We start from the raw sequence: 22,267 nt of genomic DNA, 5'->3' as shown, positions 1-22,267 counted from the left end.
ACATTCGCTTATTTGCTAATTTTCTAATTCGCTAATTAATTACTCTTTTCGCCACTTTTTAGTTTCCTCAAAAACGTGTTCTAAAATGGCTGCATCTTGTTCGGTAAATTCTACTTTGCGTCGACTCATAACAATTTTTGCTGTTTCAAAAGCTTTTTTGGTAATGTAGGTTGTAAAACCCGATGCACCACCCCAAGAAAAACTCGGAACAAAATTTCGTGGAAATCCACTTCCAAAAATATTTGAAGAAACACCAACAACCGTACCCGTATTAAACATCGTATTGATGCCACATTTACTATGATCGCCCATCATTAAACCACAAAACTGTAAGCCTGTTTTGGCAAAACCTTCGGTTTCATAACTCCAAAGGCGAACTTCTTCATAATTATTTTTCAAGTTAGAATTGTTACTATCGGCACCAATATTACACCATTCACCCAAAACTGAATTGCCTAAAAAACCATCGTGCCCTTTATTAGAGTAGGCAAACAATACCGAATTGCTTACCTCGCCACCTACACGACAATGTGGCCCAACAGTTGTTGCTCCATATATTTTAGCACCCAATTTTACCTGAGCCTCTTCACACAAGGCAAATGGCCCACGAATTAAAGAACCTTCCATAATTTCAGTGTTTTTACCTATATATATAGGACCACTCGAAGCGTTTAACGTCACAAATTCAAATTTGGCACCTTCTTCTATAAAAATATTTTCAGGAGCAATTACGTTAACACTTTTTGGAATTGGTTGCGAATGTCGACCTTCAGTTAACAAATCAAAATCTTCACGAAGAGCAGCATCATTTTTTTCAAAAATGTCCCAAGTGTTTTCAATTCGTAACAAATCACCTTCATATTCTACCAATTCATAGGCATCAAAATCAATTTCCTCTTGCGTGTCGTTGGTATAAAATGCAACGATTTCTTCACCTGCCAAAATCGCCTGTTTGGGTTCCAAATTAAAAATCATTTCCACCAACACCTCATTCGGAAAAAATGATGCATTAATCATAATATTTTCCTCCATTTCCACCATCGGATATTTCTCCATCAAATATTCTTCAGTGAGTGTAGTAGTGGTATAGCCCAAATATTTTTCCCATTTCTCACGAATTGTTAAAATACCCACACGAATATCGGCAACTGGGCGCGTAAAAGTGAATGGAAGCAACGCATTACGAACAGTTCCGTCAAAAAGTATATAGTTCATTTTATTATGATTAATGTTAAAGGTTTAAAGTTACAAAGTTTATTGTTTTTTTTATAAGAAGCACCAAAAAAGTTTCTCAAATCACAAATTCTCGTACTGATGAATTTATTATCAGTATTCCGACATAAAATCGTCGGAACTTTCGCCTGCACGCGGTGCTTGGCTCTATCGGGGCTAGTCATTACCTTAGGTTGTTTAAAAAATCGAATAAATAACCAAACCTCAAAGGTTTTAAAAACCTTTGAGGTTTGGTTAAAAAAAAATCCCACCAAAAAGGCAGGATTTGTATGATGTAATCTCAAAAAAATTATTTTTGAAATTTAGCATATTTGTTTTTGAATTTATCAATACGACCAGCGGTATCAATAAGTTTCGATTTACCAGTATAAAATGGGTGCGACGTTCTCGAAATCTCCATTTTAAACACAGGATACTCAACACCATCAACTTCGATAGTTTCTTTAGTTTCTACTGTAGATTTTGTAATAAACACATCTTCATTTGACATATCTTTAAATGCCACTAATCTGTAATTTTCTGGGTGAATACCTTTTTTCATAATGTAAATCTTTTATTGATGATTATTTGTTACTTTGCGGCTTTACTTTTTATAATAAAGGTATAAGCAACACCATAACCTTTTAATAATACTAATTTTTAAATTCAGTTTGCAAATTTACATTATTTTTTGAATATACAAGCATTCCTGTAACTTTTTTTGTGTTTTGAATACTGATAAAATAACTAGTATATTTGTACAACTAAAACAAACTAAAATTATGAACGAAATTGTAAAAAAAAACGCAGTTAAATTTGGAGTAATAGCAGGTATAATTGCTGTAGTTATTACTTGCGCTATGTATGCTATAAACCTTCAATTGTTTGCTGAGTGGTGGATTGGAATTGCTAATATTATTATATATACAGCTCTAGGTATATACGCAATGGTACAAACTAAAAAACAATTAAACGGAATATATTCCTTTAAAGATGCGTTTACTACTTATTTTGTATATGCAGTAATTGGAATTGCAATTTCTATTACTTTTAATATACTTTTATTCAATTTTATAGATCCAAGTGCAAAGAAACTTTAAGAAAATTTCTAGAAGCTGCTGTTTCTATGATGAAAAAATTTGGCGCTCCACCGAAATCTATAAAGACTGCGGTAGAAGAAATGAACAAATACAGATCAGTTTGGAATTGTAGAACAATTAAAAGGTCTTATATTTAGTATCATATTTAGTGCTATTTTCGCATCAATTTTAGCGCTTATTTTTAAAACCAAACCAAAAGAACAATTTTAATTCTAAATGAATTTATCCATAATAATTCCATTATTAAACGAACAAGAATCGTTGCCTGAGCTACATAAATGGATAAAGAAAGTTATGACTACTCATAACTTTTCTTATGAAATTTGGTTTATTGATGATGGTAGTACCGACAATTCTTGGCAAATTATAGAAAACCTTTCTCGTGAAGACAATAGCGTGAAAGGTATTCGTTTTTTTAAAAACTACGGTAAAAGTCAGGCTTTGCATGCGGGTTTTGCCCGTGCTAACGGCGAAATTATTATCACAATGGATGCCGATTTGCAAGATAGTCCAGATGAAATTCCAGAGTTGTACGATTTAATTGCCAATAAAGGTTATGATTTAGTTTCGGGGTGGAAAAAAAAGCGCTACGATTCTATTATTGGTAAAAATTTGCCCTCAAAATTATTTAATTGGGCAGCCCGTAAGACTTCGGGTGTAAAGCTACATGATTTTAATTGTGGGCTTAAAGCTTACCGTAATGAAGTGGTAAAAAATATAGAAGTTTCGGGCGAAATGCACCGTTATATTCCGGTTTTAGCTAAAAATGCTGGTTTCTCAAAAATTGGAGAAAAAGTAGTGCAACATCAAGCTCGAAAATATGGACATTCTAAATTTGGAATGAACCGATTTATAAATGGTTTTCTCGATTTAATTACCATTTGGTTTTTATCAAAATTTGGTAAACGCCCCATGCACTTGTTTGGTGCTTTAGGTGTTTTAATGTTTATAATTGGTTTTATTTCTGCTATGTTTATTGGCTTCTTAAAACTTTGGAAATTATACCATAATGAACCAACAATATTAGTTACTGATAATCCTTGGTTTTATATTTCATTAAGCACTATGATTATTGGGACTCAGTTTTTTTTAGCAGGATTTTTGGGTGAAATTGTTCTGCGAACAAAAAGCAATGAAGAACGATACAAGATTGCTAAAGAAATATAATCAATAACGCTTTTCTTCGTAAATTTGCCATTAAATTTTATAATTATGCACATCGAACAAAATATATTAGATAAAGTAAACGAATGGCTTACGCCTACATTTGATACCGAAACACAAAATTCAATTAAAGAAATGATGACTTCTTCTCCTAAAGAATTAGAAGACAGCTTTTATAAAAATTTAGAATTTGGTACTGGCGGTATGCGTGGTATTATGGGGGCAGGTACCAATAGAATCAACAAATATACTTTAGGAAAAAACACACAGGGACTTTCTAATTATATGAAAAAAGTTTTTTCTGGCGAACAATTAAAAGTTGCAATTGCTTACGATTGCCGTCATAATAGTAATACGCTGGCTAAAGTAGTTGCCGATGTGTTTTCGGCTAATGGAATTCAAGTTTATTTATTTTCAGAATTACGCCCAACACCTGAATTATCTTTTGCAGTTAAGTATTTAAATTGCAACGCAGGAATTGTACTTACCGCTTCGCATAATCCACCTGAATATAATGGATACAAAGTTTATTGGCAAGACGGCGGTCAATTGGTACCACCACAAGACGGCGAAATTATTCAAGAAATCGAAAGTTTAAATTATAGCGATATCAATTTTGATGCGAATGAAAGTTTAATTCAATATATTGATAAAGAAATAGATGAAGCTTTTTGGCAATCAACTATTGAAAATGCGAGTTTCAATACCGATGCTAAAGCAAAACAACAATTAAAAATTGTTTACACACCATTACACGGAACTTCAGTAAAAGCAATACCTAATGTATTAGCACTTGCGGGTTATACCGATGTAAATATTGTAAAAGAACAAGAAACACCCGATGGTAATTTTCCTACGGTAAAATCGCCAAATCCAGAAGAGCCCGAAGCGCTTTCGATGGCTGTTGCTTTAGCCAATAAAATTGATGCAGATATTGTATTAGGAACTGATCCCGATTCAGATAGATTAGGCGTTGCCGTTCGCGATTTGGATGGTAACATGAAATTGCTCAATGGGAACCAAACAATGGTCATTATGACAGCCTTTTTGCTCGAACAATGGAAAAAAGCTGACAAAATAAACGGAAAACAGTTCATTGGCTCAACTATTGTATCTACACCAATGATGCTCGATTTAGCAGAAGCTTATGAAGTAGAATGTAAAGTAGGTTTAACTGGTTTTAAATGGATTGCTAAGTTTATTAAAGATTTTCCAGAATTAGAATTTATTGGTGGTGGCGAAGAAAGTTTTGGATTTATGGTGGGCGACAAAGTGCGCGATAAAGATGCCGTTGGTGCTATATTATTAGTATGTGAAATTGCAGCACAAGCCAAAGCTGCTGGAAGTAGTTTGTACCAAGAGTTAATCAATCTTTCTGTAGATTTTAAATTTTATAAAGAGCATTTAATATCGATAACTAAAAAAGGAATTGAAGGTGCTAATGAAATTAAACAAATGATGATTGATTTGCGTGAAAATCCGTTAACTGAAATTATTGGTGAACGTGTTGTATGTGTTGAAGATTATCAAAGTTCTAAAGGAAAAGACTTTATGAATAATGAAACGTTTGAATTGACCGTTCCAAAATCGAATGTATTGATTTATTATTTAGAAGATGGTACTAAAATTTGTGCACGCCCAAGCGGAACCGAACCAAAAATTAAATTCTACTTTAGTGTAAATGAAGAATTATCTTCTGCTAATGAATACGCTTCAGTTGAAAAACAATTAGACAACAAAATTGCAGCTATAATTGCTGAAATGAATTTAAATTAATGAAAAAAATTATTGAAAAACTATTTCCTATTGTATTGCCATTCAAAAAGCATATTATTTGGAATATTACTTTTAACATTTTATATGCTTTTTTAGGTGCGGTTTCTTACGCTACTTTAATTCCTTTATTAAATGTAATGTTTGATAAAACGAAGAAAGTTTATAAAGAACCCGCTTATACAGGAATTAGTGATATTATGAATTATGCTCAAGATTATTTAGCATATAAAGTAACTCATTTTACTGAACAAGGAAATACACAAACGGCTTTATTATTTGTAGTTTCTATTGTTATTACCACTTTTTTACTAAAGAATTTAGCCGATTATTTAGCATCTTTCCATATGATGCATTTGCGAAACGGAACTATGACCAAGTTACGCCAATTAATGTATGACAAAATCATTAGTTTACCCGTTTCATTTTATTCCGAAAAAAGAAAAGGCGATGTTATGGCACGTATGCTGGGCGACATTGGCGAAGTTCAAAATTCGTTTTTTACCTTATTGTCATTAATTGTAAAAGAACCTTTATCTATTCTATTTTCAATAGGATTAATGTTTTACTTAAGCTGGCAATTAACGCTTTTTGTGTTTATTTTTATTCCTATTTCAGGTTTAATTATTTCTCGAATTGGTAAAAGTTTAAAGTCGCAATCACTTCGTGCACAAAATGAAGGTGGCTATATGATTTCGCTTGCAGAAGAAACCTTAACGGGATTAAAAGTGGTAAAAAGCTATAACGCCGAACCCATTTTTAAACAAAAATTCAAAGAATCAGTTGAACGAATTTTAAAACTTTCAAATAAAATAGGAAAGAAAAATAACTTAGCTTCACCTGTAAGTGAATTTTTAGGTATTCTTACAATTGCTACATTATTGTGGTATGGCGGTCATCTTGTTTTGGTTGAAAAAACATTAGAAGGAACTGTTTTTATAGCCTTTATGGGATTAGCCTACAACATTTTAACACCCGCAAAATCTATTTCGAAAGCCTCTTATGCCGTTAAAAATGGTATTGCCGCTGCCGAACGTGTGTTTGAAATATTAGAACAAGAAAATACAATTGATTCTAAAGAAAATGCTTTAGTTAAAAATACTTTCGACGATAAAATTTCGATTGAAAATATTTATTTCCGTTATGGCGATGAAAATGTATTAAAAAACTTTTCAATTGAAGTGCCAAAAGGAAAAACAGTGGCTTTAGTCGGGCAATCGGGTTCTGGAAAAAGTACAATTGCCAATTTACTAACGCGTTTTTACGATGTTAATGAAGGCAGCATTAAAGTTGATGGCACCGATATTCGCGATTGGAACATTCATTCATTACGTGCATTAATGGGCTTGGTTACGCAAGATTCTATTTTGTTTAACGATACTATAAAAGGTAATTTATTAATTGGTAAACCCAATGCAACTGATGAAGAATTAGTTGCCGCCTTAAAAATTGCCAATGCCTACGAATTTGTAAAAGATTTGCCAAAAGGCTTGGAAACCAATATTGGCGATGCTGGCGGTAAATTATCGGGCGGACAAAAACAGCGTTTGTCAATTGCAAGAGCCGTGCTTAAAAACCCGCCAATTATGATTTTAGATGAAGCCACATCGGCCTTAGATACCGAAAGCGAAAAACTGGTTCAAGATGCTTTAGAAAACATGATGCAAAATAGAACTTCGGTTGTTATTGCCCATCGTTTATCTACTATTCAAAAAGCAGATACTATTGTAGTGATGCAAAAAGGAGAAATAGTGGAGCAAGGAAACCACGCCGAATTAATGGCTAAAAATGGAACGTATGCCAAACTAGTTTCACTACAATCATTTGAATAATTATTGTTTTTTAGATATAAAAAAGGGTTTGCAATGCAAACCCTTTTTGTTTCGTAAATTTTTACTAAAAAGAATAAACAACAAACATAAATTCTTGGTCAATAGCAACCGCTTTTGATGCACCATTATCGCTATCGCCTATTAAAACATCAAAAGAAGATGTAGTTTGATTGTAGTACGTTGCCGAAGGAGCATCATACTTATCGGCATTTGCTCTTCCTGGGCATCTACCGTTACAATTCATAACTGTTAAAACAATTACATAATTTGCAGATGCTAACTCATTATCAAAAGTAATAGTATAATCGCCTTTTCCATTTCTAGAAACTGTTGCTCCACTTGCAGAATAACTAGGCGAGTTACTTGCTTCAACTTTCCCTGCAGCAACTACTTGTATTGGCGAAATGGCCACAACACCATCAACATCGGCAACTACTGTGCCTTTTGTTAAATTTCGTATACGTAAATTCCCATCAACATCTAGTGCTTCTGTAGGCGAAGTAGTATTAATACCCACTTGGGCATTTACAAAATTTATCACTAATAGTACTACAATGTTGTAAAATAATTTCATTTGTATTTTTATATTTAATAATTTTATGCAAATTTACGTTTGATTTTAAAACTTTTCTTACATTTTTTGTAGAGTTTTATTTACAGAATTTTAATAACTCGTGTAGATGTATTTCGATAATTCAAATATTAAACTTACCGCAACAAATAGCACTATAGTGTGGAAATATTTAGATTTATCTAAATTTCTAGATATGCTTATTTCTAAAAAACTGTTCATGTCGCGTTCCGATAAGTTTGAAGATCAATATGAAGGTACATTTTCTGAACCCACTTTTGAGGAAATTAAACGGTTAAGTACTAACAATCTAGGTTTTTTAGATTATTATAAAACACATCGCGAAAAGGTAGTAATTAGTAGTTGGCATGCTAACGCATACGAATCGTTTGCGATGTGGCAAATTTTTACTAAAAATAACGAAGGTTTGGCTATTCAATCTACCATAGGACGTATAAAAGAAGCTTTACAAACCGAAAATCATTACGAGCAATATATAGGCGAGGTCAATTATATAGATTACAAAAAAGATTTTATTCCGTTTGACGACAACTTTTTTCCATTTCTATTTAAGCGAAAAAGCTTTCAGTACGAACGTGAAATTAGAATTTTAACCGATGTTAGTAATAAGAGTATAAGTATTGACAATGGTTTAAAAATAGAGGTAAACTTGAGCCAATTAATTGAGAAAATTTACATTCATCCAAAAAGCGAAAATTGGTATAAAAAACTGGTAATTGAATTAGTAGAAAAATTAGGTTTCGATTTTAAAATTGAAATTTCCGATTTAGAAAGTGATATTTTGATATAGTACCTTAGCCAATACTATCTTTATGCAGATATTAATTGTATATTTTTCTCTAAATTACGTTCAGACCAAAGAATATAATCAGCATTTTTAGCTTTAAGTGCTTCTAAAAATTCATTTTTTATTTCTTTATCTACGTTATTAATTACTGCAATAGCATTAACCTCCTTTTTTGTTATTTTTTCACGAACAGGTTTAATGTCTTCCCAAGAAAATAAAAATGTTGGTAAGTTAGACTTATTTATCGTGTTGAACGATTTTATTACAATCTCTTTATTCTTTTTAGCTATTTGAAAGTCAAAATTAAATTCTAATCCTGTTATACCTTTAGAAATAAAATCAGGTGTATAGATTATATCATTAGAATCTAAATAATTTCTGACATCCTCTTTAAATATTGAAGCTACATTATGTTTAGATAAAACATACAAATCACTAATTTCAATTATTGCAGATAAAATATTATGTTTAGATTGTGAAAAATTCTCAATATTAGCTTCTATAATTAGCTCATTATTTTCTTCTCTAACTCCATAATTTATTAGAATTGTATCTAAAATTATTCTACGTTTTTTAGAACCTTGAATATGTAGACCTTGGAGTTCTAAATTCGCCATAGTTTCTCCATTATCACTTAGCCTTAAATAATTACCCATTCTCTTAGCATAAATCTCAATTGTATCATTAAATGCCCCAACAAAAGGTGTATTTATAATAAACCAGTCAGTATCATAGTCTTCTTGGATAAAAGTCTTCTCTTTTAGCCAATTATAATAATCATTCACATATGTGTTTATCCAATTCAAAGTATTGCTTGTTGAATATTAATTAATGTTTTTAAATTTATCTTTTGAGCAAAGTTATATATTAAATCTGATAAGTCAGATGAATGAATAATGTTTTTAATTGGAAAATCAATATCACATAGTGGAATTGCCCAAACTAAAGGTTTATAACCTTCAACATAAATATGCATATGAGGTTCATCCGGTTTAAACCATTTATCAGCATAAGGAATTAAAAAATCATGTAAAGTTGATTCTATATTTGGAGGGTTATGATGTCCTCCTTTATAATCTATTCTTAACAATCCGATATATGAATTGCTTTCTAAATGATGAATTGATGTCTTCAGAATAATTTTTTGATTCGTAGTAATTTCAAGCCAAAAATTATAATCAGAATCTTGATGCGAAATCAATTCCAACCTATTTTTCTTTTTGGATAAATCTATTATTTGATTTGGATCAGTTAAAACTTTTTCTAATTCTAATAAATATTTTGCTTCTTGATTTGTTAGCATTTTTTTTTAAAATTATTTAAATCGGCGAATATTCTGCTGCTTGCCAACCGTCTTTTAGTAAATCTATGTAATGATAATGCACTTTATCATTTTTATCGAAAGCACCATTTTTGTTAATATCTTCAATGCAACGAAAATACAGTCGGTTTAATGGTACAACTACATTCCAGTCGATAACTTCGTTATAATTTTCAGACAGTTTGGTAAACATTGTACCATCAATATAGCTTAAATACAACGATTTTATATCGTTTTGATTGATAACACCGTCTTTATTCGTATCGCTATCGGCTAAACTGTAAACCAATATTTTTTTATTCGTTTTATCGGCTACATCTTTTAAATAAGTTACCGTTTGTATTTGTACCTTTTGAGTGGTTAAAGCGCAAACCGAATCGGAATCGATGTGTTGAAATTTTAAATTGTCGAAATAACCTGTAAGTTCATATTGATTATAATTCGAAATAGCATAGCTTACTTGGTTCACTTTACTAGAACCATACGAACTTCGATAACTATCATATACACGAACGTCGCCCACTGGATGAATTAAGTACTTTGTTCCTTCCATTAAAATAGGCAAATCGGCTATTTTTATAGCTGTTGTATCTGGTTTTTCTGTTTCGATATTTTTAGCTTTCGCATCTTCATAAATAACTTTTGGTGTAGGTTTTTCGTTTTTACAACTCCAAAAACCTATTAAAACAAAAACCGATAGTAAACAAATTCTTTTTCGCATACGTATAAAGTATTTAAGTATCAAAGGTATTAAAATTTAAGATACATTAGAACCTTGCTATTAATTTTATATTAAACACACGAGTTGTCATATAATTTGGAATTCCGTATTGCGATTTGGTATATACATCGCGTACCCAAGTGTTTGTAATAGCATTTTGGTTGTTAAATAAATTAAATATTTCTAAACCTAATGATAATTCTGAAAAATGTTTTAACCAGTTTTTATTTGATGGTAAACTTTCATCTTTAAACACATACGAAAACCCAGCATCGGCGCGGCGGTAATCTTTTAAACGCAATTGGTACAAATACGGATCGGCATACGAAGGCGAACCACCTGGTAAACCTGTGTTATAAACCAAATTTAAATACACCTTTACATTGGGAATAGCAGGCATATAATCTTGAAACAACAAACCAAATTTTAACCGTTGGTCGGTTGGCCGTGCAATATAGCCTTTATTATCGTAATTTTCTTCTGTTTTTAAATAGCCAAAACTAAACCACGATTCGGTTCCTGGAACAAACTCGCCATTTAATCGAGCATCGAAACCATAAGCATAGGCTTTTGCATTATTATCTGCTTGGTAACGAATACGAACATTATTTATAGTGTAGGTATTAACATTATCCATTTTTTTATAGTAAGCTTCGCTGGTTAATTTAAACGGACGGTTCCACATTTTAAAGCTATAATCGTTTCCTAGTACAATGTGCAATGAACGTTGCGCTTTTACATTAGGTAAAACGTCTCCATTAGCATTTCGTAATTCTCTATAAAATGGAGGTTGCTGGTACAATCCGCCAGAAATTCTAAATAACATATCGGTATCCCAATTAGGCTTTAAAGCAAATTGAGCTCGTGGCGAAAACACAAATTGTGCTTTTCCGTTTTCGTTTTCGGTATTTACTTGCCAATTATGACCGCGAACTCCTGCATTTAACCAATAGTTATGCTCACCTATATTGCCTCTATAATTCCATTGTGTATAGCCCGAAAAACGGTTTATTTTCGTAAAATTAGTAGCTCTTGCACCAGAGTAAGGTACTAGTGGTCCTGTGTATGGGTTATAAGGTTGCTCGTTTTGATACTCTAAAATAGGTGCTGGTAACGAAAAACCTGCAGAATCGATAACTTCCCACTCTACTAACCTATCGCGAATATCTTCGTGTGTATATTTTATACCCCATTCTACTTGCGATTTTTCTGTTAACTCGTGAAAACCTTTTACTTCTCCATTAAATATTAAAGCATCTAAATTGTTTCTTGCATGGTTAAGTTGCGCCCCAACTCCGCGAGAATACACAACATCGCCAAAAGTTTCGGAGCCAATATTCGCATCTACTTCGCCTAATCGATACTGCGCTAAAATATCGTAATATTCTTGTTCTTGTGTATGATAAGCCGAAGCAATAAACTTTATTTTATTGGCATCGTTATACTGATAAACCGATTTTAGTGCTCCAAAATAAGTTTGATATTTATCTTCTTCTTGTCCGTCGTAAACTACTAATAAAGCAATAGGATTATCGACCGTACCAAAATTAGTTTGACGCGACAAAGGTTCGTAGCTATACTTGTTTTGCGAAATGTTTCCTAAAAAACTCCATTGCCATTTTGCCGAAGCGTTATAAGTAAATAACGATTGTACATCGGCAAATGTTGGACGAAAATTGCTTTCGGTTTCTTTACTATTTACAAGTAAACTATTATCGCGATAGCGAATTCCGGTAATATTACTCCATTTTGTATTTTTAGAAATACCTTCAACGGTAAGGCTTCCACCTAACAAGCTAGCTTCTAAGCCTGCTTTAAAACGCGTAGGGTTTCGATACGTGATATCTAAAACCGATGCCATTTTATCGCCATATTTTGCTTGAAAGCCTCCAGCCGAAAAATCGACATTTTCTACCATTTCGGTATTGGTAAAACTTAATCCTTCTTGTTGGCCCGAACGAATGAGAAATGGTCTATATACTTCTATTTCATTTACATATACCAAATTCTCGTCGTAATTTCCACCTCGAACAGCATACGACGTGCTTAACTCATTATTAGAATAAACACCCGGCAATGTTTTAATTATACTTTCTACTCCTGGGTTTGCGCCTGGTATTTTTCTAATAACAACAGGATCAATAGTAGTTAAACCTTCTATTTGTTTTTTGTTGCTCTTCGATTCTATAATAAGCTCGCCCAACTGTTCGGATTGTGTATTTAATACTGGGTTCAGTTCAAAATCTTCGTTTGGTTTTAGAACTAGTTTTATTTTCGAATTTTTAAACGACACATGCGAAAAAACAATAGTTATTTGCTTGTTTGCTGGAATTTCTAATAAATAAAAACCTGTTTTATCGGAAACGGTTCCTGTTTCGCCTACGGCAACACTTACGTTTTCTATAGGTATATTGAACTCATCTAAGATAACACCTTTTACACGAGCTGTTTGGGCCATTACATTTATAGCACAAATAAAAAATGATAGTAAAATTAACTTTCTCAAGAATTATAAATTAAGGATTCATAAAAAAATACGACTCAAAAGTAGTAGAATTTTGCATTTCATCGGTTACAATTACCTTAAAATCGTTTCTTCCTTCTTTGTACTTTTTATCGCTTAAATCGTGTTGCAATGTATTGGTTTTATAATCGTATTCCATCAAAATCCATTCTTCATTTAAATAAGCATTGTAGGTATTAATTCCCGATAAATTATCGGAAACAGAAACTCTTAATATTTTTTGTTGCATTAAATTTCGCCCTTCAATAAAATTAACATTATAAATACGTGGTGGAACTAAATCTTGTGCAAGTTTAAATGTGCCTAAATTTCGTACTCGAGCCGAAAATGAATTTCCTTTTCGCTTGGTTGAATTATAGTCTAATTTTACACCATCTAAAGACGCTATAAATGTTTTTTCCATTTGAGCTTCTGTTAAATTTTGAACATCAGAAAACGTTATGGTAATATGCTTTTGCACTGGTATCATTTCATTATGAAGGTATAAAATTTGGTCTTTTACATCGAATTCTAAATCAAAGTTGTCGTAAAAAGCATTTTCTGGAATATATACCGAAACATTATCTTTACTGTAATTATTTTCTACCTTAGCATTAAGCTTGTACGAAGTTTCGGTAGGTTTTGCTTTTACAATTGCTTCTTCATTAGCATATTCTATTGGAATAGAAAGTTTTGTTGTATTTCCTTGATAGTCTGAAATTTCAATTTTTAACGTATAGTTGGTATTGGGTTGCGTATTTATAATTCCGTTATTTTTAGCATTTGTTACAACCGATAATGGATATGGTGTTTCGAAAAACAATTTTTGAAATCGTTGCTGTTTGTTCTTATAAGTTGCATAATCTATAAAGTTATTAATATAGCGGGTTTCGGCAAAGGCAAAAGTATCGAAAATACTTTCGTAATATAAAACACCATTTAAATGCGCTGTTATTTTATAAACTCCGTTTTTGTTATACGGATTAGTACAATTATCATATACATTTATACCAAATCCTATTTTACCATTTGTTTTAACTGTTGCTGCTAAATAATTTCCATCGGCTTGTTTAGAAAAAGAAACCAATGCCGGAATTTCCGATTTGTTTACAACTGCATTATCTATAGGGTAAACCATTAAAGTTTGAAATGCTGGCTTATGCACATCTTTTACAAATTTTGTAAAGCCAAAATGCAAAGGGTTTACTATATTTTCTGTTTTAGTATCGCGAAACTCAAAATGTAAATGCGGGCCGCCACTTCCGCCAGAGTTTCCAGAGAAAGCAATTACATCGCCTTGTTTTACAGGTAATTCATTAGCGGCAGGAAACATTTCTACTTCATACGATTTTGCCGCATATTGCTTTTTTTTAATATAATCTTCTATAGCACCATTTGCCTTTTGTAAATGAGCATAAACCGTTGTATAACCGTTAGAATGTGTAATATATATTGCTTTTCCGTAACCAAACGTACTTATTTTAATTCTCGAAACGTAACCATCGGCTACGGCTAGCACATTTAATCCTTCCCTTTTTTGCGTTTTTATATCTAAACCCGAATGAAAATGATTACTTCGTAGCTCACCAAAATTTCCAGATAAATCTATAGGAATTTCTAAAGGCGAAATAAAATCATCAGGATACGAACTTTGACTATAGGAAACCGTAAAAGATAATACTAAAAGTAAAAAATATTTCATTGCTTGTTTTTTGCTAAAATAATAAAAATATAAAAAGTAAATACAGAAATCTACCATAAAACACAACTAATTAAAAACCAATTTATTATGTTAAATAAAAGAAAACGTATAAAAAAAGCGTAAAAAAAATTGTAATTCTTAAAATGGAATACTAAATTTGTAAATAACAAAAATGAATTTAATTATTTGTGGGCGAGTTATCTAAATTAATTGATTCTCTTGAAGTTAAATTTTTTAAAGTTAACCAAAAAGTTAGTCAACTAAAAGCAAAAAACGAGGAATTAACAGCGCAATTGCAAACTTTAGAACAAAAAAACAAAGTGCAAGAAACTGAAATTACCGAATTAAAAGAAAACATAGAAAAGCTCAAAATGATAAATTCATTGTTAGGCAGTAACGAAAATAAACGAGAAACAAAACTCAAAATAAATTCATTAATTCGAGAAATCGATTATTGTATTGCACAACTTTCGGATTAAAAAGCAATGAATGAAAAACTGAATATTAAAATATCTATTGCAGACAGGGTTTATCCATTATCGATAGAACCTAACCAAGAGGAAGCCTTGCGTGCCGCTGCAAAAAAAATAGAGAAAATGATAACTCAGTTTGAACAAAGCTATGCCGTTAGAGACAAACAAGATGTTTTAGCAATGTGTGCTTTGCAATTTGCATCGTTAACCGAGCAAAAACAAATTGACAAATCGGATGAACAACTAAATGCAGAAAAACGACTAATTAGTTTAAATGCAAAATTGGGCGAGTTACTCGAAAAATAATACATACGTTCTTAACATAAATCAAAAATACTGCCTACATTAGGAAATATTTGATAAACTCAACATTATTACATTAAAATGAGTGAATCGTCGCAACTATTGTAAGCCCTTAAGTGGGAAACTTGAACTGCGAGTTAGCTCAAAACCTGTTTTTTTGGAGTTTATCCAAACCTTAATGTAGGCTTTTTTTATATAATTTTTTAACTATAATATGGATATACTAAGTATAATAATTGGCGTTGTAATCGGACTTGCACTAGGATTTGGAATTGCAAAATTCTTGGAAAAAAGCAATGTTTCTAATTTAATTAAAAATGCTAAAAAAGAAGCTGCATCAATTTTAAAAGATGCAAAAGCCGAAGCCGAAGCTACAAAAAAAGACAAAATTCTTCAGGCAAAAGAAAAGTTTTTAGAACTAAAAGCAGAGCACGAACAAGTTATTTTATCGCGCGATAAAAAAATGGCAGAAGCCGAAAAACGAACACGCGACAAAGAATCGCAAGTTTCTAGCGAATTGGCTAAAAACAAAAAATTAAATACCGAAATAGAAGAAAAAATTGCCGACTACGATACTCGAATTGAGTTTTTAGAAAAAAAGCAACAAGATATAGAACGACTACACAGAAGTCAAGTAGAGCAATTAGAGGTTATTTCAGGACTATCGGCAGAAGAAGCGAAAAACCAATTGGTAGAAAGTTTAAAAGCCGAAGCCAAAACAGATGCCATGTCTTTTATACAAGACACCATGGAAGAAGCAAAACTTACTGCACAGCAAGAAGCCAAAAAAGTTATCATTAATACGATTCAACGTGTAGGAACAGAAGAAGCAGTAGAAAATTGCGTATCGGTTTTTAACATCGAATCAGACGATGTTAAAGGTAGAATTATTGGTCGTGAAGGCAGAAATATTAGAGCACTAGAAGCCGCTACAGGTGTAGAAATTATTGTAGATGACACACCAGAAGCGATTATATTATCGTGCTTTGACCCTGTTCGTAGAGAAATTGCTCGTTTAGCATTACACAAATTAGTAACCGATGGTCGTATTCACCCAGCTCGTATTGAAGAAGTAGTAGCAAAAACGCAAAAACAAATTGAAGAAGAAATTATAGAAGTAGGTAAACGTACCGTTATCGATTTAGGAATTCACGGTTTACACCCCGAACTTATTAAAATTGTAGGTCGAATGAAATACCGTTCTTCTTACGGACAAAATTTATTACAACACTCACGCGAAGTAGCCAAATTATGTGGTATAATGGCGGCTGAATTAGGTTTAAATGTAAAATTAGCCAAACGTGCTGGTTTATTACACGATATTGGTAAAGTTCCTGAAACTGAAAGCGAGCTACCGCACGCAATATTAGGTATGCAATGGGCAGAAAAATATGGTGAAAAAGAAGAAGTATGCAACGCAATTGGTGCACATCACGATGAAATAGAAATGAAATCGTTAATATCGCCAATTATACAAGTTTGCGATGCAATTTCGGGTGCAAGACCAGGTGCTCGTCGTCAAGTATTAGATTCTTACATTCAGCGTTTAAAAGATTTAGAAGCAATTGCTTACGGTTTTAACGGCGTTAAAAATGCGTATGCTATTCAGGCAGGTAGAGAGTTACGGGTAATCGTAGAAAGCGAAAAAGTTTCTGATGAAATGGCCGCAAACCTATCGTTTGAAATATCGCACAAAATACAAACGGAAATGACCTATCCGGGTCAAGTAAAAATTACCGTTATTAGAGAAACTAGAGCCGTAAATATTGCTAAGTAAGTAGTGAAAAGTAATTAGTTTATAGTAATTAGTTTATAGTAAAAGGGTTTTTCAAATATTGAAAAACCCTTTTTTTTATTTTAGTTTACTTTTTATATACTGTTATAAAACCACTTTCATTTGCATTCAAATTTGCAAAAAGCTCAAATTTTCTATTACCGTCATTTATAATTATTTTAGGTGTATTTAATCCTTCTTCGCCTGTATTTTTTGCTATTAGTTTGAATTCTAAATTAGGCTCATTATTAAAAGAGTAAGATAGCATTTTTACATTTTTAGTAACCTTAAAATCCGATAAAACTTTTCTATCATTTATGTAGAAATCTACAATATCATTATCTTCAATACCCGCATCAAATATTTCAATTTTAAATGTATCGTTCTTAATAAAGACATTTAGTTTTTCATTATTAGAAAGTCTATTTACTTTTAGGCTATCCATAAGTTTTACTGTACTAATTTTATTCTTTTCCTCCTCAGTAATATTTTTTAATTTTTGAATTTTTTTATCAATTTTAGCCATTTTTTTATAAATAGCATCCGAACCCAATAAAGTTAAATAACCATTTAAACAAGGTTCGTCCGAAGGGAAAAAACCTTTAAAATTACCTCTTAATTTACTTTTATTAACATCTGAATGTAGTTCTAAATTTCCTTCAAAATGCACAAAACAGAAAATATCTGGAGAATAATTTGATTTGGTATATAAAATATCTGTTTCTTTAAAAGAAAAAATATTGCTCTTTTGATTGTATTTTCCTGTTATTGAAGATTTTGTTTCATGATCTCCATCAAAATCGGTAACCGAATAACCATTTATTTCTCCGTTTTCTTCTTCAAACACTAAACGATAAGGTATCATTTTATCTTTTTCATGATTTATCATAATAATACCTATAAACTCATAACTATTTTGTGAATATGTTTTAAAAAAGAAGATGCAAAATAGCAGAATTAAATTTTTTTTTCTCATTATTAATTTTTATTTTAGACAAAACTAAAAATCTTTTTTATGAAATTAAAACTTTATGTAACAATGATGGTAGTAATGCTAGGTTTCTTAACTCCATCTTATGCCGCTTTCCCTGTTGTATCGGAAAATCAAACTGAAACTTTAACCAATGGTACTGAAAACAGTTCAGAATTAGTAACACCCGCTGCTGCTGCATCTGGTAAAAGTCAAATTGTTGCCACGTTATTATGCTTTTTTGCTGGTATAATAGGAATTCACCGATTTTATTTAGGCTACACTTGGCAAGGTATTGTTCAAATTTTAACCTTAGGTGGTCTAGGGATTTGGGCTTTTATTGATTTAATTAGAATAGTTATTGGTACCTTACAACCTAAAAACGGTTCATACGATAAAACTTTCTAATAAATAAAACATAAAATTTTAAAAACTGCTTATTTTTTGAGCAGTTTTTTTTATTTTCTAGGATGATACGCTTCTAACACGTCGGCTAAAAACTTTCTATCTAAGTGCATATAAACCTCGGTTGTAGTAATAGATTCGTGCCCAAGCATTAATTGAATAGATCGTAAATCGGCTCCATTTTCTAATAAATGCGTAGCAAACGAATGCCGAAATGTATGCGGTGAAATAGTTTTTTGTAAGTTAATTTTTTTAGCTAAATTTTTAATAATGGTAAAAACCATAGCTCGAGTAAGTTGTTTTCCACGTCGGTTTAAAAACAAAGTATCTTCGTATCCTTTTTGAATAACTAAATGATTGCGAACTTCATTTTTATAAATGGTAATGTACTTTTGAGTTAGTTTACTTAAAGGCACAAAACGCTGTTTGTTTCCTTTACCTGTAACTTTTATAAAACCTTCTTCAAAAAAAATATCTGAAATTTTTAAACTAATTAATTCGGAAACTCGCAAGCCACAGCTATAAAGTGTTTCTAACATGGCGCGGTTGCGTTCGCCTTCGTTTTTGCTTAAATCTATTGCAGTAATAATAGCGTCTATTTCTTGTGTCGATAAGGTATCGGGTAATTTTCTACCTGTTTTTGGCACTTCTATTAATTCCATAGGTGTTTCTTTTCGGTAATCTTCAAAAACAAGAAATGAAAAAAAGCTTTTTAAACCCGAAATTACACGAGCTTGACTACGTGCATTTACATTTGTTGCAATGGTGTAAATAAACTGTTGAATAGTTTCTTCTGTAATGTTTAGTGGTGTTTCGGCAATGGCATTGTTTTCCAGAAAAGTAATTAGTTTTTCTATGTCGAAACTATAATTAGTTATGGTATTTTCAGAAAGACCTCTTTCTAGGCGCAAATAGTTTTGATATTCTTTTACATACGATTGCCAACTCATTTTATTGCAATACAATTGATGAAATTAAATCGCGCTTAATTTCTTCGTTCAACATTTTAATAATTTTTGTTTTGCCTAAGCTTAATTCTTCTCGTAACACCGATGACGATAAAACAACATATAGTGTATTTCCTTTTAGTAAAACATCGATTGTATAACTGTTTACTCCAGCACCCATAACATTTTTCCAAGCATGGCGCACATCTATTTTATCGAAACCTGCTTGTAATTTATTGGCTTGAATAAATTCTTTTAACACATCGGCTATTGGGCTTTCCTCCCCTATTTTGCGTTTCATTGTATTTGTAGTTTCTTGTAGGTATATTGTTTACCTTCGTTGTTTTTTACACTAAAAACCGAATCGTTAAGTGTTATTATTTCTTCATCCCAAGCTGCATAATTGGTTTTATAATACAGTTTATTTTTTGTAATAGTAAAGTTTTCTTTAATTCCGTTTGTTAAAAATTTCTCAGTAGCTGTAGGTACAACCTTTACTTTAAAACCTTTTAAACTATCGTTTATTTCGATATAATCTAAAGCGGGATTGTTGTTAAATTGTTTTTCTTGACCGTTAGAAAAAGTTACTTTTTCTATTTGCCAATAGCCGTTTAGCTTTTGCAATTCTTCTGTTTCTATTTTTTTATTACAAGAAAATAATAAAAGTACTATAATACTATAATATTTTTTCATTTTGATAATTTGCACTAAAATACAATAGTTTTTATGTAAAAATAAGAGAAAACTAAAAAATTTGAAATAAAAAAACGGTTAAGTAAAAACTCAACCGCATCTATATTTGTCGAAAATATTAGATTTATTTAAAAAATGAATCTACAAATTCGTATTTATTGAATACTTGTAAATCTTCAATACCTTCGCCTACGCCAATATATTTAACAGGAATTTTAAATTGATCCGAAATACCAATAACTACGCCTCCTTTTGCTGTACCGTCTAATTTGGTTACCGCTAAGCTTGTAACTTCGGTTGCGGCTGTAAATTGCTTAGCTTGCTCGAAAGCATTTTGACCTGTTGAACCATCTAAAACCAATAACACATCGTGTGGCGCATCTGCTACAACTTTTTGCATAACACGTTTTACTTTAGTTAACTCGTTCATTAAATTAACTTTATTGTGTAAACGACCAGCCGTATCAATAATAACGACATCTGCATTTTGTTTTACCGCCGATTGTAAGGTATCGAAAGCAACAGAAGCAGGGTCGCTACCCATTTGTTGTTTTACAATAGGTACGCCTACTCTATCGGCCCAAACTTGTAATTGGTCTATAGCTGCAGCTCTAAACGTATCGGCGGCACCTAATACCACATTATGTCCTGCTTTTTTAAATTGATACGCTAATTTTCCTATAGTTGTAGTTTTTCCTACTCCGTTTACGCCTACAACCATTAAAACATAAGGTTTTTTATTTTTAGGAATTTCAAATTCTGTTGCATCGCCATGGTTGTTTTCGGCTAATAAACCCGCAATTTCTTCACGAAGAATAGTGTTTAATTCATCTGTACCTAAATATTTATCGCGTTCTACACGTTCTTCAATTCTTTCGATAATTTTTAGTGTGGTATTTACGCCAACATCGGAAGAGACTAAAATTTCTTCTAAATTATCGAGCACACCGTCATCTACTTTAGATTTTCCGGCTACAGCTTTTGATAGTTTTGAAAAAAATGAACTTTTAGATTTTTCTAATCCTTTGTCTAGTGTTTCTTTTTTTTCTGATGAGAATAATTTTTTGAAAAAACTCATATTGATAATGCTTTATTGTACAAAAATAGAAATAAAAAAAGCTACTTTCAAAAGAAAGTAGCTTTTGTATATAATTTGTGAAAATAATTATTTCTTTTTCAAGAATTCGTCAACCATTTCTGGAGCCATTACTTGCTCTACAAAAGTATATGCACCAGTTTTTGGAGATTTAACCATTTTTATAGCTTTGGTTAATCTTTTAGATGAAGTTTGTAATGTTGCTACGGTTTTCTTTGCCATAATCTTTATACTTTATGCCTAGCTATATGCTTTGGCTATTATTTAATTTCTTTGTGAACAGTCATTCTCTTTAAGATTGGATTAAATTTTTTAATCTCTAATCTATCTGGAGTATTTTTTTTGTTTTTAGTAGTAATGTAACGAGAAGTTCCTGGCATACCTGATTCTTTATGCTCTGTACATTCTAAAATAACTTGAATTCTATTACCTTTCTTTGCCATTGTAAATATTTTTAAAAAAGTAGCTACTACTTAATTATTTTTTCGCTTTTTTTAATGCAGCTGATATTCCTATTTTATTAATAGTTTTAAGCGCTGCGGTAGAAATTTTTAAAGTTACCCATCTATCTTCTTCAGGAATATAGAAACGCTTCTTTACTAAATTTACCGAAAATTTTCTTTTGGTTTTATTCATAGCGTGAGAAACATTGTTTCCTGTCATCGCTTTTTTACCTGTAAGTTCACAAACTCTAGACATTATTTCTAATCTTTATATTTCGTTATTCAAAATCAGGGTGCAAAGAAACAAAATAGGTATGAATTACGCAACATTATTTTATTATTTTTTTAAAATTTCTTTATAAAGTAATTCTAGACTTTTATTTACGGCTCTATTTATTACTTTTTCACGAGGTTGTCCAAAGTTAAATTCTTCAACAAATACATTATTTTTTATAC

25 protein-coding genes are annotated in these 22,267 nt (G+C 31.5%); 9 read left to right on the top strand and 16 right to left on the bottom strand.

Annotation, left to right across the window (positions count from 1 at the left end; all coding sequences use genetic code 11):
• Window positions 1-39 precede the first annotated feature (39 nt).
• A complete protein-coding gene (locus R2808_RS06940) occupies window positions 40-1,215 on the bottom strand; it encodes a GlmU family protein (RefSeq protein ID WP_371270237.1) in 1,176 nt (391 codons plus the stop codon).
• 307 nt (window positions 1,216-1,522) lie between these two features.
• On the bottom strand, window positions 1,523-1,774 hold the full coding sequence (locus R2808_RS06935) for a type B 50S ribosomal protein L31 (protein ID WP_371270236.1): 252 nt from the start codon (window positions 1,772-1,774) through the stop codon (window positions 1,523-1,525).
• A 220-nt stretch (window positions 1,775-1,994) separates the two neighbouring features.
• Between R2808_RS06935 and R2808_RS06930 the strand changes: the two genes are divergently transcribed.
• The 4 genes from R2808_RS06930 (at window position 1,995) to R2808_RS06915 (ending at window position 7,081) form a co-directional block, all read left to right on the top strand.
• A complete protein-coding gene (locus R2808_RS06930) occupies window positions 1,995-2,312 on the top strand; it encodes a DUF4199 domain-containing protein (RefSeq protein WP_371270235.1) in 318 nt (105 codons plus the stop codon).
• A 216-nt stretch (window positions 2,313-2,528) separates the two neighbouring features.
• Entirely contained in the window at window positions 2,529-3,479 is a 951-nt protein-coding gene (locus tag R2808_RS06925) for a glycosyltransferase family 2 protein (protein ID WP_371270234.1), read from the top strand.
• Window positions 3,480-3,524: 45 nt separating this feature from the next.
• Window positions 3,525-5,252 carry a phospho-sugar mutase gene (locus tag R2808_RS06920; RefSeq protein ID WP_371270233.1) on the top strand — a complete coding sequence of 576 codons (1,728 nt, stop codon included), beginning with the start codon at window positions 3,525-3,527 and terminating at the stop codon, window positions 5,250-5,252.
• The gene (locus R2808_RS06915) at window positions 5,252-7,081 is read left to right on the top strand and encodes an ABC transporter ATP-binding protein (protein WP_371270232.1); all 1,830 of its coding nucleotides are present in this window, start codon (window positions 5,252-5,254) and stop codon (window positions 7,079-7,081) included. The genes R2808_RS06920 and R2808_RS06915 overlap by 1 nt, the downstream gene beginning before the upstream one ends.
• A 64-nt stretch (window positions 7,082-7,145) precedes the next feature.
• Here the strand turns inward: R2808_RS06915 and R2808_RS06910 are convergent, their stop codons facing one another.
• The gene (locus tag R2808_RS06910; protein WP_371270231.1) at window positions 7,146-7,655 is read right to left on the bottom strand and encodes a hypothetical protein; all 510 of its coding nucleotides are present in this window, start codon (window positions 7,653-7,655) and stop codon (window positions 7,146-7,148) included.
• Window positions 7,656-7,761: 106 nt separating this feature from the next.
• On the opposite strand from R2808_RS06910, the gene R2808_RS06905 reads away from it, so the two are divergent.
• Window positions 7,762-8,463, top strand: coding sequence for a hypothetical protein (locus R2808_RS06905; protein ID WP_371270230.1), 702 nt, complete (start codon window positions 7,762-7,764; stop codon window positions 8,461-8,463).
• A 20-nt stretch (window positions 8,464-8,483) separates the two neighbouring features.
• On the opposite strand, the gene R2808_RS06900 is transcribed toward R2808_RS06905, so the two are convergent.
• The 5 genes from R2808_RS06900 to R2808_RS06880 are packed head-to-tail and all read right to left on the bottom strand — an operon-like array spanning window position 8,484 to window position 14,707.
• The gene (locus R2808_RS06900) at window positions 8,484-9,266 is read right to left on the bottom strand and encodes a DUF1828 domain-containing protein (RefSeq protein WP_371270229.1); all 783 of its coding nucleotides are present in this window, start codon (window positions 9,264-9,266) and stop codon (window positions 8,484-8,486) included.
• Entirely contained in the window at window positions 9,263-9,763 is a 501-nt protein-coding gene (locus R2808_RS06895) for a hypothetical protein (RefSeq protein WP_371270228.1), read from the bottom strand. The genes R2808_RS06900 and R2808_RS06895 overlap by 4 nt, the downstream gene beginning before the upstream one ends.
• Before the next feature lie 16 nt (window positions 9,764-9,779).
• On the bottom strand, window positions 9,780-10,502 hold the full coding sequence (locus tag R2808_RS06890) for a hypothetical protein (RefSeq protein WP_371270227.1): 723 nt from the start codon (window positions 10,500-10,502) through the stop codon (window positions 9,780-9,782).
• Window positions 10,503-10,548: 46 nt separating this feature from the next.
• Complete coding sequence (locus tag R2808_RS06885) at window positions 10,549-12,960, bottom strand: carboxypeptidase-like regulatory domain-containing protein (protein ID WP_371270281.1); 2,412 nt, start codon at window positions 12,958-12,960, stop codon at window positions 10,549-10,551.
• 58 nt (window positions 12,961-13,018) lie between these two features.
• Window positions 13,019-14,707 carry a M23 family metallopeptidase gene (locus tag R2808_RS06880; RefSeq protein WP_371270226.1) on the bottom strand — a complete coding sequence of 563 codons (1,689 nt, stop codon included), beginning with the start codon at window positions 14,705-14,707 and terminating at the stop codon, window positions 13,019-13,021.
• A gap of 188 nt (window positions 14,708-14,895) precedes the next feature.
• On the opposite strand from R2808_RS06880, the gene R2808_RS06875 reads away from it, so the two are divergent.
• The 3 genes from R2808_RS06875 to rny all read left to right on the top strand — a co-directional run bounded on the left by R2808_RS06875 (window position 14,896) and on the right by rny (window position 17,260).
• Entirely contained in the window at window positions 14,896-15,186 is a 291-nt protein-coding gene (locus R2808_RS06875; RefSeq protein ID WP_371270225.1) for a hypothetical protein, read from the top strand.
• Between the two features lie 6 nt (window positions 15,187-15,192).
• Entirely contained in the window at window positions 15,193-15,486 is a 294-nt protein-coding gene (locus R2808_RS06870) for a cell division protein ZapA (protein ID WP_371270224.1), read from the top strand.
• Window positions 15,487-15,697: 211 nt separating this feature from the next.
• Complete coding sequence (gene rny, locus R2808_RS06865; RefSeq protein WP_371270223.1) at window positions 15,698-17,260, top strand: ribonuclease Y; 1,563 nt, start codon at window positions 15,698-15,700, stop codon at window positions 17,258-17,260.
• 85 nt (window positions 17,261-17,345) lie between these two features.
• On the opposite strand, the gene R2808_RS06860 is transcribed toward rny, so the two are convergent.
• Window positions 17,346-18,233: a hypothetical protein gene (locus R2808_RS06860; protein WP_371270222.1), complete on the bottom strand. Its 888-nt coding sequence runs from the start codon at window positions 18,231-18,233 to the stop codon at window positions 17,346-17,348.
• Between the two features lie 39 nt (window positions 18,234-18,272).
• On the opposite strand from R2808_RS06860, the gene R2808_RS06855 reads away from it, so the two are divergent.
• Window positions 18,273-18,635, top strand: coding sequence for a TM2 domain-containing protein (locus R2808_RS06855; RefSeq protein WP_371270221.1), 363 nt, complete (start codon window positions 18,273-18,275; stop codon window positions 18,633-18,635).
• A gap of 50 nt (window positions 18,636-18,685) precedes the next feature.
• On the opposite strand, the gene xerD is transcribed toward R2808_RS06855, so the two are convergent.
• The 7 genes from xerD to rpmB form a co-directional block, all read right to left on the bottom strand.
• Complete coding sequence (gene xerD, locus R2808_RS06850) at window positions 18,686-19,582, bottom strand: site-specific tyrosine recombinase XerD (RefSeq protein ID WP_371270220.1); 897 nt, start codon at window positions 19,580-19,582, stop codon at window positions 18,686-18,688.
• Window position 19,583: 1 nt separating this feature from the next.
• Entirely contained in the window at window positions 19,584-19,880 is a 297-nt protein-coding gene (locus R2808_RS06845) for a DUF721 domain-containing protein (protein ID WP_371270219.1), read from the bottom strand.
• Window positions 19,877-20,272: a hypothetical protein gene (locus R2808_RS06840; RefSeq protein WP_371270218.1), complete on the bottom strand. Its 396-nt coding sequence runs from the start codon at window positions 20,270-20,272 to the stop codon at window positions 19,877-19,879. The genes R2808_RS06845 and R2808_RS06840 overlap by 4 nt, the downstream gene beginning before the upstream one ends.
• Before the next feature lie 124 nt (window positions 20,273-20,396).
• Complete coding sequence (ftsY, locus tag R2808_RS06835; protein WP_371270217.1) at window positions 20,397-21,350, bottom strand: signal recognition particle-docking protein FtsY; 954 nt, start codon at window positions 21,348-21,350, stop codon at window positions 20,397-20,399.
• 87 nt (window positions 21,351-21,437) lie between these two features.
• Window positions 21,438-21,590 (bottom strand): DUF4295 domain-containing protein, encoded by a 153-nt coding sequence (locus R2808_RS06830; protein ID WP_371270216.1) that lies wholly within the window; start codon window positions 21,588-21,590, stop codon window positions 21,438-21,440.
• A 38-nt stretch (window positions 21,591-21,628) separates the two neighbouring features.
• Entirely contained in the window at window positions 21,629-21,811 is a 183-nt protein-coding gene (rpmG, locus tag R2808_RS06825; RefSeq protein ID WP_112373121.1) for a 50S ribosomal protein L33, read from the bottom strand.
• A gap of 34 nt (window positions 21,812-21,845) precedes the next feature.
• On the bottom strand, window positions 21,846-22,067 hold the full coding sequence (rpmB, locus tag R2808_RS06820; protein ID WP_371270215.1) for a 50S ribosomal protein L28: 222 nt from the start codon (window positions 22,065-22,067) through the stop codon (window positions 21,846-21,848).
• Between the last annotated feature and the right edge of the window lie 200 nt (window positions 22,068-22,267).

The organism is Flavobacterium sp. (assembly GCF_041392005.1).
GTDB lineage: Bacteria > Bacteroidota > Bacteroidia > Flavobacteriales > Flavobacteriaceae > Flavobacterium.
Note: the sequence above shows the minus strand (reverse complement) of the source record. Positions and strands in the feature narration are given on the sequence as shown.

Bases quoted from the DNA above. Each gene is read 5' to 3' on its own strand.
- R2808_RS06940 (WP_371270237.1), bottom strand. From the start codon at position 1,215: ATGAACTATATACTTTTTGACGGAACTGTTCGTAATGCGTTGCTTCCA.
- R2808_RS06935 (WP_371270236.1), bottom strand. From the start codon at position 1,774: ATGAAAAAAGGTATTCACCCAGAAAATTACAGATTAGTGGCATTTAAA.
- R2808_RS06930 (WP_371270235.1), top strand. From the start codon at position 1,995: ATGAACGAAATTGTAAAAAAAAACGCAGTTAAATTTGGAGTAATAGCA.
- R2808_RS06925 (WP_371270234.1), top strand. From the start codon at position 2,529: ATGAATTTATCCATAATAATTCCATTATTAAACGAACAAGAATCGTTG.
- R2808_RS06920 (WP_371270233.1), top strand. From the start codon at position 3,525: ATGCACATCGAACAAAATATATTAGATAAAGTAAACGAATGGCTTACG.
- R2808_RS06915 (WP_371270232.1), top strand. From the start codon at position 5,252: ATGAAAAAAATTATTGAAAAACTATTTCCTATTGTATTGCCATTCAAA.
- R2808_RS06910 (WP_371270231.1), bottom strand. From the start codon at position 7,655: ATGAAATTATTTTACAACATTGTAGTACTATTAGTGATAAATTTTGTA.
- R2808_RS06905 (WP_371270230.1), top strand. From the start codon at position 7,762: ATGTATTTCGATAATTCAAATATTAAACTTACCGCAACAAATAGCACT.
- R2808_RS06895 (WP_371270228.1), bottom strand. From the start codon at position 9,763: ATGCTAACAAATCAAGAAGCAAAATATTTATTAGAATTAGAAAAAGTT.
- R2808_RS06890 (WP_371270227.1), bottom strand. From the start codon at position 10,502: ATGCGAAAAAGAATTTGTTTACTATCGGTTTTTGTTTTAATAGGTTTT.
- R2808_RS06885 (WP_371270281.1), bottom strand. From the start codon at position 12,960: ATGGCCCAAACAGCTCGTGTAAAAGGTGTTATCTTAGATGAGTTCAAT.
- R2808_RS06880 (WP_371270226.1), bottom strand. From the start codon at position 14,707: ATGAAATATTTTTTACTTTTAGTATTATCTTTTACGGTTTCCTATAGT.
- R2808_RS06870 (WP_371270224.1), top strand. From the start codon at position 15,193: ATGAATGAAAAACTGAATATTAAAATATCTATTGCAGACAGGGTTTAT.
- rny (WP_371270223.1), top strand. From the start codon at position 15,698: ATGGATATACTAAGTATAATAATTGGCGTTGTAATCGGACTTGCACTA.
- R2808_RS06860 (WP_371270222.1), bottom strand. From the start codon at position 18,233: ATGAGAAAAAAAAATTTAATTCTGCTATTTTGCATCTTCTTTTTTAAA.
- R2808_RS06855 (WP_371270221.1), top strand. From the start codon at position 18,273: ATGAAATTAAAACTTTATGTAACAATGATGGTAGTAATGCTAGGTTTC.
- xerD (WP_371270220.1), bottom strand. From the start codon at position 19,582: ATGAGTTGGCAATCGTATGTAAAAGAATATCAAAACTATTTGCGCCTA.
- R2808_RS06845 (WP_371270219.1), bottom strand. From the start codon at position 19,880: ATGAAACGCAAAATAGGGGAGGAAAGCCCAATAGCCGATGTGTTAAAA.
- R2808_RS06840 (WP_371270218.1), bottom strand. From the start codon at position 20,272: ATGAAAAAATATTATAGTATTATAGTACTTTTATTATTTTCTTGTAAT.
- ftsY (WP_371270217.1), bottom strand. From the start codon at position 21,350: ATGAGTTTTTTCAAAAAATTATTCTCATCAGAAAAAAAAGAAACACTA.
- R2808_RS06830 (WP_371270216.1), bottom strand. From the start codon at position 21,590: ATGGCAAAGAAAACCGTAGCAACATTACAAACTTCATCTAAAAGATTA.
- rpmG (WP_112373121.1), bottom strand. From the start codon at position 21,811: ATGGCAAAGAAAGGTAATAGAATTCAAGTTATTTTAGAATGTACAGAG.
- rpmB (WP_371270215.1), bottom strand. From the start codon at position 22,067: ATGTCTAGAGTTTGTGAACTTACAGGTAAAAAAGCGATGACAGGAAAC.